The sequence below is a fragment of the Sphingomonas japonica genome (genome assembly GCF_006346325.1).
Taxonomy (GTDB): domain Bacteria; phylum Pseudomonadota; class Alphaproteobacteria; order Sphingomonadales; family Sphingomonadaceae; genus Sphingomonas; species Sphingomonas japonica.
Window position 1 is genome coordinate 1,897,388 of sequence record NZ_VDYR01000001.1, and the last position, 13,339, is coordinate 1,910,726.

Annotated in this window: 18 protein-coding genes; 11 read left to right on the forward strand and 7 right to left on the reverse strand. The window is 65.0% G+C overall.

The features are described from left to right. Nucleotides 1-24: 24 nt before the first annotated feature. Both FHY50_RS09375 and FHY50_RS09380 read right to left on the reverse strand, forming a co-directional pair. Nucleotides 25-279, reverse strand: coding sequence for a hypothetical protein (locus tag FHY50_RS09375; protein ID WP_140048197.1), 255 nt, complete (start codon nt 277-279; stop codon nt 25-27). A 377-nt stretch (nt 280-656) separates the two neighbouring features. Next, nucleotides 657-1,283, reverse strand: a complete 627-nt coding sequence (locus tag FHY50_RS09380; RefSeq protein ID WP_140048198.1) for a hypothetical protein — start codon at nt 1,281-1,283, stop codon at nt 657-659. Between the two features lie 116 nt (nt 1,284-1,399). Between FHY50_RS09380 and FHY50_RS09385 the strand changes: the two genes are divergently transcribed. Together FHY50_RS09385 and tldD are read left to right on the forward strand one after the other, a co-directional pair. Continuing rightward, nucleotides 1,400-1,627 carry a zinc-finger domain-containing protein gene (locus tag FHY50_RS09385; RefSeq protein ID WP_140048199.1) on the forward strand — a complete coding sequence of 76 codons (228 nt, stop codon included), beginning with the start codon at nt 1,400-1,402 and terminating at the stop codon, nt 1,625-1,627. An 18-nt stretch (nt 1,628-1,645) separates the two neighbouring features. Next, a complete protein-coding gene (gene tldD / locus FHY50_RS09390; protein WP_140048200.1) occupies nt 1,646-3,076 on the forward strand; it encodes a metalloprotease TldD in 1,431 nt (476 codons plus the stop codon). A 4-nt stretch (nt 3,077-3,080) separates the two neighbouring features. On the opposite strand, the gene FHY50_RS09395 is transcribed toward tldD, so the two are convergent. Both FHY50_RS09395 and FHY50_RS09400 read right to left on the reverse strand, forming a co-directional pair. Then, on the reverse strand, nt 3,081-3,377 hold the full coding sequence (locus FHY50_RS09395; protein WP_140048201.1) for a CcdB family protein: 297 nt from the start codon (nt 3,375-3,377) through the stop codon (nt 3,081-3,083). Then, entirely contained in the window at nt 3,377-3,622 is a 246-nt protein-coding gene (locus FHY50_RS09400; RefSeq protein ID WP_140048202.1) for a type II toxin-antitoxin system CcdA family antitoxin, read from the reverse strand. Before FHY50_RS09400 ends, FHY50_RS09395 begins: the two co-directional genes overlap by 1 nt. 49 nt (nt 3,623-3,671) lie before the next feature. On the opposite strand from FHY50_RS09400, the gene FHY50_RS09405 reads away from it, so the two are divergent. The 5 genes from FHY50_RS09405 to FHY50_RS09425 all read left to right on the forward strand — a co-directional run bounded on the left by FHY50_RS09405 (nt 3,672) and on the right by FHY50_RS09425 (nt 7,418). Then, complete coding sequence (locus FHY50_RS09405; protein WP_420030880.1) at nt 3,672-4,223, forward strand: pyridoxamine 5'-phosphate oxidase family protein; 552 nt, start codon at nt 3,672-3,674, stop codon at nt 4,221-4,223. Between the two features lie 13 nt (nt 4,224-4,236). Next, on the forward strand, nt 4,237-4,446 hold the full coding sequence (locus FHY50_RS09410; protein ID WP_140048204.1) for a putative signal transducing protein: 210 nt from the start codon (nt 4,237-4,239) through the stop codon (nt 4,444-4,446). A 134-nt stretch (nt 4,447-4,580) separates the two neighbouring features. Continuing rightward, nucleotides 4,581-4,919, forward strand: a complete 339-nt coding sequence (locus FHY50_RS09415; protein ID WP_140048205.1) for a P-II family nitrogen regulator — start codon at nt 4,581-4,583, stop codon at nt 4,917-4,919. Between the two features lie 14 nt (nt 4,920-4,933). After that, entirely contained in the window at nt 4,934-6,289 is a 1,356-nt protein-coding gene (locus FHY50_RS09420; RefSeq protein ID WP_140048206.1) for an ammonium transporter, read from the forward strand. Nucleotides 6,290-6,494: 205 nt separating this feature from the next. Continuing rightward, on the forward strand, nt 6,495-7,418 hold the full coding sequence (locus FHY50_RS09425; protein WP_140048207.1) for an ABC transporter ATP-binding protein: 924 nt from the start codon (nt 6,495-6,497) through the stop codon (nt 7,416-7,418). Between the two features lies 1 nt (nt 7,419). On the opposite strand, the gene FHY50_RS09430 is transcribed toward FHY50_RS09425, so the two are convergent. Both FHY50_RS09430 and panC read right to left on the reverse strand, forming a co-directional pair. Then, nucleotides 7,420-7,716, reverse strand: coding sequence for an SEL1-like repeat protein (locus tag FHY50_RS09430; protein ID WP_140048208.1), 297 nt, complete (start codon nt 7,714-7,716; stop codon nt 7,420-7,422). Between the two features lie 72 nt (nt 7,717-7,788). Further along, on the reverse strand, nt 7,789-8,637 hold the full coding sequence (gene panC, locus FHY50_RS09435) for a pantoate--beta-alanine ligase (RefSeq protein WP_140048209.1): 849 nt from the start codon (nt 8,635-8,637) through the stop codon (nt 7,789-7,791). An 81-nt stretch (nt 8,638-8,718) separates the two neighbouring features. Here panC and FHY50_RS09440 point away from each other — a divergent pair, with 81 nt between their 5' ends. Together FHY50_RS09440 and FHY50_RS09445 are read left to right on the forward strand one after the other, a co-directional pair. Continuing rightward, nucleotides 8,719-9,516: a division plane positioning ATPase MipZ gene (locus FHY50_RS09440; RefSeq protein ID WP_140048210.1), complete on the forward strand. Its 798-nt coding sequence runs from the start codon at nt 8,719-8,721 to the stop codon at nt 9,514-9,516. After that, nucleotides 9,513-9,803, forward strand: coding sequence for a DnaJ domain-containing protein (locus tag FHY50_RS09445; RefSeq protein WP_140048211.1), 291 nt, complete (start codon nt 9,513-9,515; stop codon nt 9,801-9,803). Before FHY50_RS09440 ends, FHY50_RS09445 begins: the two co-directional genes overlap by 4 nt. A 5-nt stretch (nt 9,804-9,808) precedes the next feature. Here the strand turns inward: FHY50_RS09445 and FHY50_RS09450 are convergent, their stop codons facing one another. Beyond that, on the reverse strand, nt 9,809-10,909 hold the full coding sequence (locus FHY50_RS09450; RefSeq protein WP_140048212.1) for a Gfo/Idh/MocA family protein: 1,101 nt from the start codon (nt 10,907-10,909) through the stop codon (nt 9,809-9,811). 143 nt (nt 10,910-11,052) lie between these two features. Here FHY50_RS09450 and pgmG point away from each other — a divergent pair, with 143 nt between their 5' ends. Together pgmG and FHY50_RS09460 are read left to right on the forward strand one after the other, a co-directional pair. Then, nucleotides 11,053-12,441: a phosphoglucomutase/phosphomannomutase PgmG gene (pgmG, locus tag FHY50_RS09455; RefSeq protein WP_140048213.1), complete on the forward strand. Its 1,389-nt coding sequence runs from the start codon at nt 11,053-11,055 to the stop codon at nt 12,439-12,441. A 46-nt stretch (nt 12,442-12,487) separates the two neighbouring features. Next, nucleotides 12,488-13,249 carry an exonuclease domain-containing protein gene (locus FHY50_RS09460; protein ID WP_140048214.1) on the forward strand — a complete coding sequence of 254 codons (762 nt, stop codon included), beginning with the start codon at nt 12,488-12,490 and terminating at the stop codon, nt 13,247-13,249. Nucleotides 13,250-13,339 lie beyond the last annotated feature (90 nt).

Genomic DNA, 13,339 nt, shown 5'->3' on the forward strand with positions numbered 1-13,339 from the left:
GGCGCGATTGCCGCAAAGTTTAGATCAGGGACGGATGCATGGACGATCGAAATCGTTACATTCTTCGGGCGTGTTGCAGCTGTTCAAATCCTGGAAGAGGATGTTGTAGTAATTCCATTCCGGCGTGTTCCTCGGGGCTCCTGTTTCCCGATCAGCGTATTTCCAGGCTTCGCTAACGCAATAAGTGGGCGCTGCCTTTGCATCGTCCTGGCTTGCGACGATGCCCGTTCCGGCGATCAGCGCGAATGCCCCTACGTTCAACAGTGTCTTGCGACCCATCGTACCTTCTCCTCATCTGGCGCGCCTTCCAAGGGGCGCTTCCAAAGTCTAGCGGGGCGCTGCCGGGATGCGAGTTACAACGCTGTTATTTGAGCTGAACGACGTTGGATCGGCAACTATCGATCGCGCCTCCGTCGCTCATCGCCCATACCGCGAAGATGCCCTTCCGACTCCGCAAGACCATGTCCGCGCGTCCACTTCTGCGTGCTTTCCAGCGGGTCCGCGGAAACCGGCCCGACCCAGACGCCATGACTGATCTCAGCGATGTCCAGCACAAGGACCTCGACCTCTCGATCCGCCTCGGTGCGATTTTGGCGTTCGATGCGCTGGCGATCGGCAGGGTGATCAAGGGCTGAACCGGCCCGCGCGCATCCGGCTCAGCGAAAGTTGCAACTGGTCCCGGCCCACATATTGGTGATCGTCGCCGCCTTTCCAGCGCCGTCGAGGATGCCGTGCAGATCACCTGCAGCGAATTCCTGGCCGAGCGTGGTCTCCTCGACGGTCGCGGAATAGGCCGCGTCCAGTTCGGCACGCGTGCTGCCGATCCCGATCCCGCTCATCGTCGTCACCGCGCCTTCGCCGCGACCGTCGAGCGCCCAGCCGACGAGATCACCGTCTTGAAATTGTAGCGTCAGTCCGTCGGGCCAGCTCGCATAGTCCAGCGGTCCGGCGCCGCATTCGGTATTGGTGCCGGTGCCCGGCGGTCCGCGAAACGCCAGCATTTGCAGCACCGCCTTGCGATCCGTTCCGAACACGATCGGCACGGTGCGCCCGGTATCGGCGAGGACCATCCGCATCCCTTCGCCATCGATCGCCAGCGACGGAGCGGCGTCGATCGGTTCGGCAGCGGGTGGCGGAGCGGCAGGAGGTGCTACGGAGGCGGCGTCGGGCGACGGAACCGCAGCGTCGACTGGAGGCTGCTCGGTCGGTGTCGGACTGCACGCCGCGGCTGTCAGCGCAACCAGCGCCGACAGCACGTTTGCATGTCCGGGAAATCGCAGCATCGCCGTCATCCTGTTGATCGTGGTCACCATATGGCCCGTTGACAACCGAACCCCCTCTCCCGTGTTCCGCGTCACATGCGATTGCAGCGGCAAAATCGCTCTGCTAGGCGGCGGCGATGATCCCGCCGCCCGAAATCCTCCGCGTCACTAGCCTGCGCGTCGCCTGCGACGGTGCCGGCGATATCGAGCCTGCGCTTGGCCATCCCCGCGTTTGGCTGCAGATCGACGAAAGCGGCTATGTCGATTGCGGCTATTGCGACCGACGCTTCGTTCTGGCGGGCGGCGCTGCCGACGGCGCGGACCAGTCGGCGCTTCCCGACCACGGGGATGGTGCCGGGCGCTGACCGTCCTATATCGGCGCGATGACCAGTCCCGTTGATCCGCGCGCGTTCCTGTATGACGAGCATCTCGATCCCGACGCTGCGCTGAGGCTGACCGCCGACGCGCTCGGCAATGCCGAGGACGGTGAACTTTACCTCGAATATCGCAAGTCCGAAGCGTTCGGATTCGATGACGGGCGGCTCAAGACGGCGTCCTACGACACTCAAAGCGGCTTCGGGCTGCGCGCGGTATCGGGCGAGACGACCGCCTTCGCGCACGCCAACGAGCTGTCGGCAGGGGCCATCCGCCGCGCCGCCGCGACGATGGCGCTGATCGATCCGGCCAAGGGGGCCAGAGCCGCACCTCCGCGCGGAAACAACCGCCATCTCTACACCGCCGCCGACCCGATCGACGCGATTGCGTTCGCCGACAAGGTCGCCTTGTGCCAGACGATCGACGCCGCCGCGCGCGCACGCGACCCGCGCGTGGTGCAGGTCTCGGTCAGCCTGCTTGGCAGCTGGGGCGTGGTCGAAATCGTGCGCCCGGACGGCTTCGTCGCCACCGACATCCGGCCGCTGACCCGCCTCAACGTGTCGATCGTGGTCGAGGCCAACGGCCGCCGTGAGACGGGCAGCTTCGGCACCGGCGGGCGGGCGCTCTACGACCGGCTGATGCAGCCCGAAACCTGGAACCGCGCGATCGACGAGGCATTGGCGCAGGCGCTCGCCAATCTCGAATCGGTCGCCGCGCCTGCGGGCGAGATGACGGTGCTGCTCGGGCCGGGCTGGCCGGGCATCCTGTTGCACGAGGCGATCGGGCACGGGCTGGAGGGCGATTTCAATCGCAAGGGCACCAGCGCGTTTTCGGGGCGGATCGGGCAGCGCGTCGCGGCGCCCGGCGTGACCGTGGTCGACGACGGATCGATCGCCGACCGGCGCGGGTCGCTGTCGATCGACGACGAGGGTACGCCGACGCAGGAGAATATCCTGATCGAGGACGGCATCCTCAAAGGGTATATGCAGGATCGCATGAATGCGCGGCTGATGGGCGTCGCCCCGACCGGCAACGGCCGCCGCCAGAGCTTTGCTCATGCGCCGATGCCGCGCATGACCAATACATTCATGCGCGCCGGACGCGACGATCCCGCGGAACTGCTGAGCCGGGTAAAGCGCGGCATTTTCGCCAAGAGCTTCGGCGGCGGTCAGGTGGACATCGTGTCGGGCAAGTTCGTGTTCTCGTGCACCGAAGCCTACAGGATCGAGGACGGCCGCATCGGAGCGCCGATCAAGGGCGCGACACTTATCGGCGACGGCCCGACCGCGCTGACCCGCGTGCTCGGCATAGGGGACGACTTCGCGCTGGACGAAGGCATCGGCATGTGCGGCAAGGGCGGCCAGGGCGTGCCCGCTGGCGTAGGACAGCCGACGCTGCTGATGGAAGGGCTGACGGTCGGCGGGACCGCGGCGGGGTAGCTGATCAACCGGCCCCGATCAGTACATCGAGAGCACCCACGATTTCAATATGCGCATGATCAAGCGACCCGACCTTGGTGCGTAGTTCGGACGTGCGGATGGACGTGGCGAACTGCGTCACCATGACGACCGGCTCTTCGCCAATGTCGAAGCGCGGATTGAGGCGGGGATTGGGAGGCGGGCCCTCGCCCGGCGGAACTAGCGGCACGACGAAGCGGGTAGCAATGTCGTCGAGAAAATCCGCCTGACAGTCGAGTACGAGCGCGCCGTCACCAAGGCGATAGACGTCAAACCGAGCCATCAGAACAGCCGATATTTTTCGAGCGGCAGCTCATTTGTTTCTACCCAACGACGGTGTGCCGCGATCCAGTCACGATTTTCCTGTTTCCATCGGCGATCGCGTTCTTGTCTCGCAGCTTCGCGAAGCGCGGCTTCGCTGACCTGCGACAGATTGATGCCGACCGCGCGCGCAGCCTCGACAACCCCGGTATCTATCGACAGGTTGATTGGTTTACGCTTGCCCGAGATGACCGATTCATGATTCATGCGTATAATGTATGCGCATCATCTATACGCGTCAATGAAAGCGAGCGGCGTGCAATTTTTCGACAGCCTTGATGACGATCACCGTTCCTTCATCGCACGCCAGCCGGTGTTTTTTGTCGCGACGGCGGCGGCGGGGGCCCGGATCAACCTCAGTCCCAAGGGGATCGACAGTTTTCGCACACTGGGCGATCGGCAGGTGGGCTATCTCGACCTGGGCGGATCGGGCAATGAAACGCATGCACATCTCGCCGCCGACGGGCGCATCACGATCATGTTCTGCGCGTTCGACAATCCGGCACTGATCCTCAGGCTCTACGGCCGGGGCACCGCGGTCCTGCCGCAAGATCCGACATTCGCGACGCTGGCCGAAGCCTTTCCGAGGCTGCCGGGCACGCGCCAGATCTTCGTGATCGACCTCGACAGCGTCCAGACCAGCTGCGGTTGGGGGGTGCCGCACATGACGCTAGAAGCGGAGCGCACGACATTGGTGAAATATCACGCGCAGCAGGACCCGGCGGCCCGGCTGGCCAAGGCAGCCGAACGCTCCACCAGCATCGACGGCTTGCCGATCCGCCCCCAGACCGTCATGCCCGACTGGTAATGAGCCCGATCGCATGCCCCTGACAGAACTCGGCCGCTTTGCGCGGGTCGAAGCGCATATCCTGGTCGGCCGCCTCGAGTCCGAGGGCATTCCCGCAGTCGCGTTCGATGCCGAGGCGAGCATCGCCGACGGCAGCGCGTTCCTGATCCCGGTGCGGGTAATGGTCGATGACGACGACCTGACCGCCGCCTGCGCGATCCTGTCCGCACTGCCCGAAAACTAGGCACACCTTCGCAACTGCACAATATTTTACCGCTTGGTAATAGTTGATTGCGCCATTCCGCGCTGCAGCACGTCATTTCGTGTCTGGCACGCCGCTTGCTGAGAGCTCTTTCGGGACATCGCAAAGGGGGCGGCATGAAACTAGTCATCGCCATTATCAAACCGTTCAAGCTTGACGAGGTGCGCGAAGCGCTCACCGAGATCGGCGTGGCGGGGATGACCGTGACCGAGGTCAAGGGGTTCGGGCGGCAGAAGGGCCAGACCGAAATCTATCGCGGCGCGGAATACAGCACCAACATGGTGCCCAAGATCAAGCTCGAGATCGCCTGCGGCACCGATCTTGCCCCGCGCGTGGTCGAAGCGATCCAAACGTCTGCCAACACCGGTGCGATCGGCGACGGCAAGATCTTCGTGCTCGACCTTGGCCAGGCGGTGCGCATCCGCACCGGCGAAACCGACCAGACCGCGCTGTGAGAAGGGGGGAATCGATGAAGCGACTATTGGCACCCATTGCCGCTGCGGGAGCGACGCTGTTCGCCGCACTTCCCTCCTGGGCGCAGGAAGCCGGATTGCAGGCTCCGGCGGCGGTCGAAGAAGTCACCGCTACCGTGAACAAGGGCGACACCGCCTGGATGATCGTCGCGACCGTGCTGGTCATGGCGATGATCGTTCCCGGCCTCGCGCTCTTCTATGGCGGGCTGGTCCGGACCAAGAACATGCTGTCGGTGCTGACCCAGATCCTCGCGGTCGCCAGCTTCGCGATGATCATCTGGGTCATCTATGGCTATACCATGGCCTTCGGCGACGGCGGCAACGCGTATATCGCGGGCTTCGGAAAACTGTTTCTAGCCGGCATCACTGCCGATTCCACCGTTGCCACCTTTACCGATGGCGTGGAAATCCCCGAATTCGTGTTCATCGCGTTCCAGATGACGTTTGCCGCGATCACGGTCAGCCTCGTCGTCGGCGGGCTGGTCGAGCGGCTGAAGTTCAGCGCACTGATGGTATTCGCGCTGATCTGGCTGACGATCGTCTATTTCCCGATCGCGCACATGGTCTGGGCGGGCAACGGACTGCTGTTCAACTGGACCCCGGCTGCGCTCGATTTTGCCGGCGGCACCGTCGTGCACATCAATGCCGGCGTCTCGGCGCTGGTCGGCGCACTGATCCTCGGGCCGCGGCTGGGCTACAAGAAGGAGATCATGGCTCCGCATTCGCTGACCATGACGCTGATCGGCACCGGGCTGCTGTGGGTGGGCTGGTTCGGCTTCAACGCCGGTTCCGCGCTCGAAGCGAACGGATCGGCGGGGCTCGCCCTCCTCAACACCTTCGTCGCGACCGCTGCCGGCGTGCTGTTCTGGATGCTCGCCGAGCGCATGATGGGGCACAAGAGCTCGCTGCTCGGCGCCTGTTCAGGGGCGATTGCGGGACTGGTCGCGGTGACGCCCGCGGCGGGCAATTCGGGACCGTTCGGCGCAATCCTGCTTGGCGCGATCGCCGCGATGATCTGTGCGTTCTTCGTGGTGTCGATAAAGCCTAAGCTCAATCTCGACGACTCGCTCGACGCATTCGGCATCCATGGCATCGGCGGCATCATCGGTTCGATCGGAACCGCGTTCACCATGCTGCCCGGTCTGGGCGGGCCGGCCGGCGACGATTATGCGCTGGGCGCACAGCTCGGCACGCAGGTCATCGCGGTCGTCATCGCGGTGCTGTGGGCCGGTGTCGGATCGGCGATCGCCTTTTATGTCGCCAAGGCGCTGACCGGATTGCGCGTCACCGAGGAGGTCGAGCGCGAGGGGCTCGACCTCGGGGAGCATGGCGAGCGCGCGTATAATTACTGAGTGCGGGGTGGGCCGGGAAACCGGGCCCACCCGCCAGAGATCGGGCGGACCGCTTCGGCCAGTCAGCTGAAGCGCCCCGCCAACCGAAGTTCCTCCTGCGGACGACTGGGCCGGTGCGGCAACGCATCGGCCCATTTTTTCGGTCGCGGCATCGGCTTGCGGCTGCTCGCTTTCGCGCGACCGCAAAACCCCCTAGATCGCGGTGATGACCCAGAGCGCGATCGCAATCGATTCCCTGTCCAAGACCTATGCCGGCGGAAAGCTGGCGCTCGACCAGGTATCGTTCGACGTACCGCGCGGGCAGATCTTCGGCCTGCTCGGCCCCAACGGCGCCGGCAAGTCGACGCTGATCAATATCCTGGCAGGTCTGGTCAACAAGACCGGGGGAAGCGCGTCGATCTGGGGCTTCGACATCGATGCCCATCCCCGCAATGCCAAGGCGGCAATCGGCATCGTCAATCAGGAAATCCTGTTCGATCCTTTCTTCACGCCGTCCGAAACGCTCGAGATCCAGGCCGGTCTCTACGGTGTCCCCAAGCGCGATCGCCGCACCGGCGAATTGCTCGCGGCGATGGGGCTGGCCGACAAGGCGAACGCCTATGCGCGCACGCTGTCGGGCGGGATGAAGCGGCGGTTGATGGTGGCAAAGGCGATGGTCCACGCGCCGCCGGTGCTGGTGCTCGACGAACCGACCGCCGGCGTCGATATCGAGTTGCGGCAGCAATTGTGGAACTATGTCCGCGCGCTCAACCGCGCGGGGACGACGGTGGTGCTGACCACGCATTACCTGGAGGAGGCCGAGGAACTGTGCGATCGCATCGCGATCATCAACCACGGCCGCCTGATCGCCAATGAACCCACCCGCGACCTGGTCGGCAAGGCGCAGGAAAAGCAGGTCGTCGTCACCGTCGATCGCGACATCGCCGCGACGCCCGACAATGTTTGCTTTCAGAAAGTCGAAGCGAGCGGCGCCCGCACGCTGGCGATCACCTATGCCAAGGACCGGGTCAACGCCGGGGAAGTACTCGCGGCGGTCCAGCGCGACGGATACGGCATCGTCGACGTCACGACCCGCGAAGCGGATCTCGAAGACGTTTTCCTGAGCCTTACCCGCGCTGCGAACGCGTAGATCAGGCGGCGCGTGCGCTCGTCATCTGAAGCCAGGCACGTGCCTGCTTCTGCGCCAGCGCGATCTCCTGCGCGGACATTTCCTCGGCGATCTCGGCGCGGCATTCCTGCGCGCGTTCGTCGCCCTTGAGCGCCGCCAGATTGAACCATTTATGCGCTTCGATCAAATCGACCGCCTGCCCCTGCGCACCGCTCGAATAGACCATTCCCAGGTCGAGACAGGCCTGAACATTACCGCAAGCCGCGTCGTTCAGCCGACTGTCGATCAGAAATTGCGCGGTTTTGAGACTGCTTCCCATTTTCCACCCCCATTTACCGGTTTCGGCAAGCGGCAGGTTTGGCGAATGGATTTCAACAAATGGTTAACGCGATTAACCCTGTTGCAGCGGTTCGACCGCGACATTGTCGATCAGCCGAGTAGCGCCCATCCGCGCCGCCGCCAGCAGCCGCCCGGGCCGCGCAGGATCGAACGTCTCCAGCGTCCCGGCATCGACCAGTTCGACGTAATCGATCGCGAACCCGGCAGCGGTCAGGGTTTCGCGCGCCGCCCCGAGCGCCGCTTCGGGCGGATCGCCGCGCTCGATCGCGCGTGCAGCCACGCCGAGCGCACGCGGCAATGCCACGGCGCGTACGCGTTCGTCGTCGTCGAGATAGATGTTGCGCGACGACAGCGCGAGCCCGTCATCGTCGCGCTGGGTCGTCACGCCGCGGATCGTCACGTCGATGTCGAGGTCGGCGACCATCCGGCGCACGACGCACAATTGCTGATAGTCCTTCTCGCCGAACAGCGCGGTATCGGGCCGAACCTGATGGAGCAGCTTGGCCACCACCGTCGCCACACCGTCGAAATGCCCCGGCCGATGCGCGCCGTCGAGCACGCTGCTGACCCCCGACACCGCGATCCGCGTGGCATGGCCCGGCGGATACATCACCTCGGTCGGCGGCATCCACAGAATCGCGACGTCGGCATCGGCGAGCATGCGCGAATCGGCCGCCTCGCGCCGGGGATAGCGCTCGAAATCCTCGCCCGGCGCGAACTGGGTCGGATTGACGAATATCGACACCACGACCTGATCGGCGACGCGTCTGGCTTCCTCGACCAGCGCCAGATGGCCGGCATGCAGCGCGCCCATCGTCGGCACCAGCGCGATCCGCGCACCCTCGCCGCGCAGCGCGGCAACACCCTGCCGAAGCATGTCGAGCTGACGGAAGGTTTGCACGCGATACGACCCTTGCACTACAGGATGGGAGCGGCCTTCTATGGGGGGCGGCCGCTGTGATCAACATGGGGTTTTGGCAAGTTGCGCGAGCGTAGGGACCGGCCGCACGTCATCGTGTTCGCCAACGAAAAGGGCGGCACCGGCAAATCGACGACCGCGGTACATGCTGCGATCGCGCTTGCGGCGAAGGGCGCGCGCGTCGCCGCGTTCGATCTCGATCACCGCCAGCGCACGCTGGGCCGATATCTGGACAATCGCGCCGCGACGATCCGGCGCACCGGCCGCGACCTGCCGATGCCCGTCCATGCCACGCATGACGGCGAAAGCCTCGATTTCTATAACGCCACGCTGGCGCACCTGAGCGAACAGGCCGATTTCCTGGTCATCGACACCCCCGGCCGCGACGATCCGTTCGCGCGGCTGGCGGTGACCAACGCCGACACGCTGGTTACGCCGATGAACGACAGCTTCGTCGATTTCGACCTGATCGGGCAGGTCGATCCCGATACCTTCAAGGTGACGCGGCCGAGCTTCTATTCCGAACTGATCTGGGAATCACGCAAGCGCCGGGCGAAGGCCGACGGATCGACGATCGATTGGATCGTGCTGCGCAATCGCCTGCAGCACATCGAGGCGCGCAACATGCGCCGAGTCTCCGAAGCGATCGACCAGCTGTCGAAGCGCGTCGGTTTTCGCGTCATCCCCGGCCTGTCCGAACGCGTCATCTATCGCGAGTTGTTTCCGCAAGGGCTGACCATGCTCGATTCGAAGGAATTCGGATCGATGGGGCTGGCGCATGTCGCGGCCCGGCAGGAACTGCGTGAGATGATGGCGGGGATGGCGCTTCCCGAAGCGGCGCTGCCGACAGTCGCGGCATGAGCAAATTGCTGGTCGCGGTCGCGATCTTCGCGGCAGTGATCTGGTTATGGAAATCGGCGAAAGCAACGCGCAGCGCGCGCAGAACCGCGCCGACGCCGCGGATCGGCCTCGACGAACGCGAAGCGCGGGCCATTCTGGGAGTCGCGCCGGACGCCGATGCCGATGCGATCCGCGCCGCGCATCGCCGTCTGGTCGGGGCGCTGCATCCCGACAAGGGCGGGTCAGCGGAACTGACCTCGCGGATCAACGCCGCACGCGACCGATTGCTGAAAGCGCCGCCGCGCTGAGGCCGCTACAGCGTCACTTGCCGCCGCTCGCGCGCCGAGCGGTAGATCGCCTCGATCACCCTCAGATCGGCCAGCCCTTCCTCGCCCGGCACGATCGGCTGGCGGTCGTCGATGATGCATTGCGACAGATGGTCGAGCTGGCCGACGAACTGGTCATAGTCTTGCGGGGGCGGCGTAATGTCACTGGTCTTGCCGTCGCGGCGGACGCGCATCTGCTGACCGCCATAGGGCGTCGCCGGTTCGAGCTCGATCCACCCTTTGGTCCCCGTGACGCGATAGCCATTGTGGTTCGAAGAATAGCTCGAAACGCAGCTGGCAAGCACTCCCGATGGAAAGCGCAGTATAAAATCGATGCGGTCCTCGACACTGGCGAAGCGCGGATCGCTGCGATCGGTCGCTTCGACCGCACTGACCGCGACCGGCTCCTCGCCCGTCAGATAGCGCGCGGCGTTGAGGCTGTAGATACCGATGTCCATCAGCGATCCGCCTCCGGACATCGCCTTGTCGAGTCGCCACTGGTTCGGCTGCGCATCGAAGCCATGCTCGGCGGTGATGATCCGCGTCGGCCCGAACTCGGCGCCGCGCGCCAGCTTGATCGCCAGCTTGTTGTGCGGCTCGAAGCGGCTGCGATAGCCGATCATCAGCTTGCGTCCCGCACGCTTCGACGCGGCAATCATCGCCTCGCATTCGGCCACGGACACCGCCATCGGCTTTTCGCACAGCACATGCTTGCCCGCCTGCGCGGCGCGGATCGTGTATTCGGCGTGCATCGAATTTGGCAGGACGACATAGACGATGTCGATGTCGGGATTGTCGCGCATCCGGTCGTAGTTCGCGTAGCTGTAGCGATGCGTCGCCGGGATGCCGTATTCGCGGCCATAGCGTTCGAGTTTTTCAGGCGTCCCGCTGACCAGCGCGACAAGCTTCGAATTGCGACACTCGGCCAGCTTGGGCATGATCTGCTGCGTCGCATAATAGCCCAGCCCGACCACCGCATAGCCCAGCTTGCGGTCCTGCGGCCGCCGCGCCATCGCCGATCCCGCCAGGTTCACCGCCAGGCCGGCGCCGATTCCGCCCAGAACGGTCCGGCGCGTGGTATCGCTCATCGTCATCGCATGCTCCCGGCCGATCAACCACCATGTCGTTTGTTGGTTGCGCCGTCGGCTGGTCCGGCCAGGTCGCAAAGCCCGGTATTGAACTTTGCCCCCTGCTCGCGAATTGAGCCGACGACACCGTATCGGGAGGCACCATGACACATCGTTTCGACCCAACTTCGCTGCGCGAATATGACATTCGCGGCATCGTCGGAAAAACGCTCGGCCCCGCCGACGCCGACGCCATCGGCCGCGGTTTCGCGACACTGCTGCGCCGGGCGGGCGGCACGCGCGTCGCGGTCGGCCGCGACGGCCGCGCATCCTCGCCCGCGCTCGAGGCGGCGCTGGTCGAGGGGCTGGCGGCATGCGGGATCGACGTCGTGCGCGTCGGTCTGGGCCCGACGCCGATGCTCTATTATGCCGAAGCGACGCTAGAAGTAGACGGCGGCATCCAGATAACGGGCAGCCACAATCCCGCAGAATATAACGGCTTCAAGATGGTGTTTCAGCACCGTCCGTTTTTCGGCGATGATATCCAGACGCTGGGGACAATGGCGGCGGAAGGCGACTGGGACATTGCGGACGCGCCCGGCACCGTCACCGACGCGGATATCGAGGACGATTATGTCGGGCGGCTGATGGCCGGTTATGCCGGCGGCGCGTACCGGATCGGCTGGGACGCCGGCAACGGCGCGTCGGGCCCGGTGATCGAGAAGCTCGTCAAGCTGCTGCCGGGTGAGCATCACCTGTTGTTCACCGATGTCGACGGCAATTTCCCCAACCATCATCCCGATCCTACCGAAGAGAAGAATCTCGCCGATCTCAAGGCGCTCGTCGCGGAAAAGCAGCTCGATTTCGGACTGGCCTTCGACGGCGATGGCGACCGGATCGGCGCGATCGACGGCCAAGGCCGCGTGATCTGGGGCGATCAGCTTTTGTCCATATTGGCCGAACCTGTGCTCAAGGAGCATCCCGGCGCGACGATCATCGCCGATGTGAAGGCGAGCCAGGCGCTCTACGACCGCATCGCTCAACTGGGCGGCGAGCCGCTGATGTGGAAGACCGGCCACAGCCTCATCAAGACCAAGATGAAGGAGACGGGCGCCCCGCTGGCAGGCGAGATGTCGGGGCACATCTTCTTCGCGCACGACTATTACGGGTTCGACGATGCGCAATATGCCGCGGTCCGGCTGATCCGCGCAGTGCACATGATCGGCAAGTCGATGACGCAATTGCGCAGCGACATGCCGGCGATGGTCAACACACCGGAAATGCGCTTCCAGGTCGATGAAAGCCGCAAGTTCGCCGTCATCGACGAGGTGCTCGATCGGCTCGAGGCGGAGGGCGCCGACGTCAATCGCACCGACGGCGCGCGGGTCAACACCGCCGATGGCTGGTGGCTGCTGCGGGCGTCGAACACGCAGGACGTGCTGGTCGCGCGCGCCGAAGCCAGGGATCAGGCCGGGCTGGACCGACTGATGGCGATGATCGACGCCCAACTCGCCGCCAGCCGGCTCGAACGGGGGCCGCAAGCGGGCCATTGACGAATTGGGGGTGGTCGCGCGCGGCCACCTCCTCCAAATAGGGGCGATGCCTGTGCCGCCCCCTCAGATCATCCGCGTCATCGACCTCGAAACCACCGGCAGCGCCCCGCCTGCGCACGGCGTGTGCGAGATCGGCTGGCAGGACGTGAAACAGGGCCCCGACGGCCGCTGGGAGCTGGATGGCGAGGGTGGCGCGATGTTCGTCAACCCGGGGCGTCCAATCCCGCCGGTGACGCAGGCGGTGCACCATATCCTGGAGGAACAGGTCGCCGACGCTCCCTGGTGGCATGACGTCGCGCGCCGCGTGCTCGACCCGTGGCCGCGCCGCGTCGCGCTTGCCGCGCATCATTCCAGCTTCGAACAGCAATTCTGCACAGCGGCGCTGACCCATGGAGCCGACTGGATCTGCACCTGGAAATGCGCGATGCGGCTGTGGCCGGACAGTCCGGGCTTCTCCAACCAGATCCTTCGCTATTGGCGCAAGCCCGAGGGGATGATCCACGAGCGCGGCCTGCCGATCCACCGCGCCTTTCCCGACAGCTATGTCACCGCCTTTACCCTGCGTGACCAGCTTAACGCGGTCGGCGCACAACAGCTGATCGAATGGACGCGGCTGCCCGGTCTGCTGCCGCGCGTGCGCTACGGTCCCGATCGCGGCAAGGAGTGGAGCGAGCTCGATGCACACAAGCTCGCCGGCTATCTCCACGACCGCGACGAGGACGTTCGCTACTCCGTCGAGCACGAGATCGCCCGGCGGCAGGGCGCCGATCCCGGCGCGCGCAGCCGCGACGACTGGCTCCTGCTCTAGGCGCCGGATCGTGTGATCCATCGCTGTCCGGGATTGGCAGCACTGCATGTTAGCGCTATCGCTGGTGAAACGGGAATCAACCCGGGTCGG

Excerpts from the sequence above, each read along its gene's own strand:
- FHY50_RS09375 (WP_140048197.1), bottom strand. The coding sequence starts at position 279 with ATGGGTCGCAAGACACTGTTGAACGTAGGGGCATTCGCGCTGATCGCC.
- FHY50_RS09380 (WP_140048198.1), bottom strand. The coding sequence starts at position 1,283 with ATGCTGCGATTTCCCGGACATGCAAACGTGCTGTCGGCGCTGGTTGCG.
- FHY50_RS09385 (WP_140048199.1), top strand. The coding sequence starts at position 1,400 with ATGATCCCGCCGCCCGAAATCCTCCGCGTCACTAGCCTGCGCGTCGCC.
- tldD (WP_140048200.1), top strand. The coding sequence starts at position 1,646 with ATGACCAGTCCCGTTGATCCGCGCGCGTTCCTGTATGACGAGCATCTC.
- FHY50_RS09395 (WP_140048201.1), bottom strand. The coding sequence starts at position 3,377 with ATGGCTCGGTTTGACGTCTATCGCCTTGGTGACGGCGCGCTCGTACTC.
- FHY50_RS09400 (WP_140048202.1), bottom strand. The coding sequence starts at position 3,622 with ATGAATCATGAATCGGTCATCTCGGGCAAGCGTAAACCAATCAACCTG.
- FHY50_RS09410 (WP_140048204.1), top strand. The coding sequence starts at position 4,237 with ATGCCCCTGACAGAACTCGGCCGCTTTGCGCGGGTCGAAGCGCATATC.
- FHY50_RS09415 (WP_140048205.1), top strand. The coding sequence starts at position 4,581 with ATGAAACTAGTCATCGCCATTATCAAACCGTTCAAGCTTGACGAGGTG.
- FHY50_RS09420 (WP_140048206.1), top strand. The coding sequence starts at position 4,934 with ATGAAGCGACTATTGGCACCCATTGCCGCTGCGGGAGCGACGCTGTTC.
- FHY50_RS09425 (WP_140048207.1), top strand. The coding sequence starts at position 6,495 with ATGACCCAGAGCGCGATCGCAATCGATTCCCTGTCCAAGACCTATGCC.
- FHY50_RS09430 (WP_140048208.1), bottom strand. The coding sequence starts at position 7,716 with ATGGGAAGCAGTCTCAAAACCGCGCAATTTCTGATCGACAGTCGGCTG.
- FHY50_RS09445 (WP_140048211.1), top strand. The coding sequence starts at position 9,513 with ATGAGCAAATTGCTGGTCGCGGTCGCGATCTTCGCGGCAGTGATCTGG.
- FHY50_RS09450 (WP_140048212.1), bottom strand. The coding sequence starts at position 10,909 with ATGAGCGATACCACGCGCCGGACCGTTCTGGGCGGAATCGGCGCCGGC.
- pgmG (WP_140048213.1), top strand. The coding sequence starts at position 11,053 with ATGACACATCGTTTCGACCCAACTTCGCTGCGCGAATATGACATTCGC.
- FHY50_RS09460 (WP_140048214.1), top strand. The coding sequence starts at position 12,488 with ATGCCTGTGCCGCCCCCTCAGATCATCCGCGTCATCGACCTCGAAACC.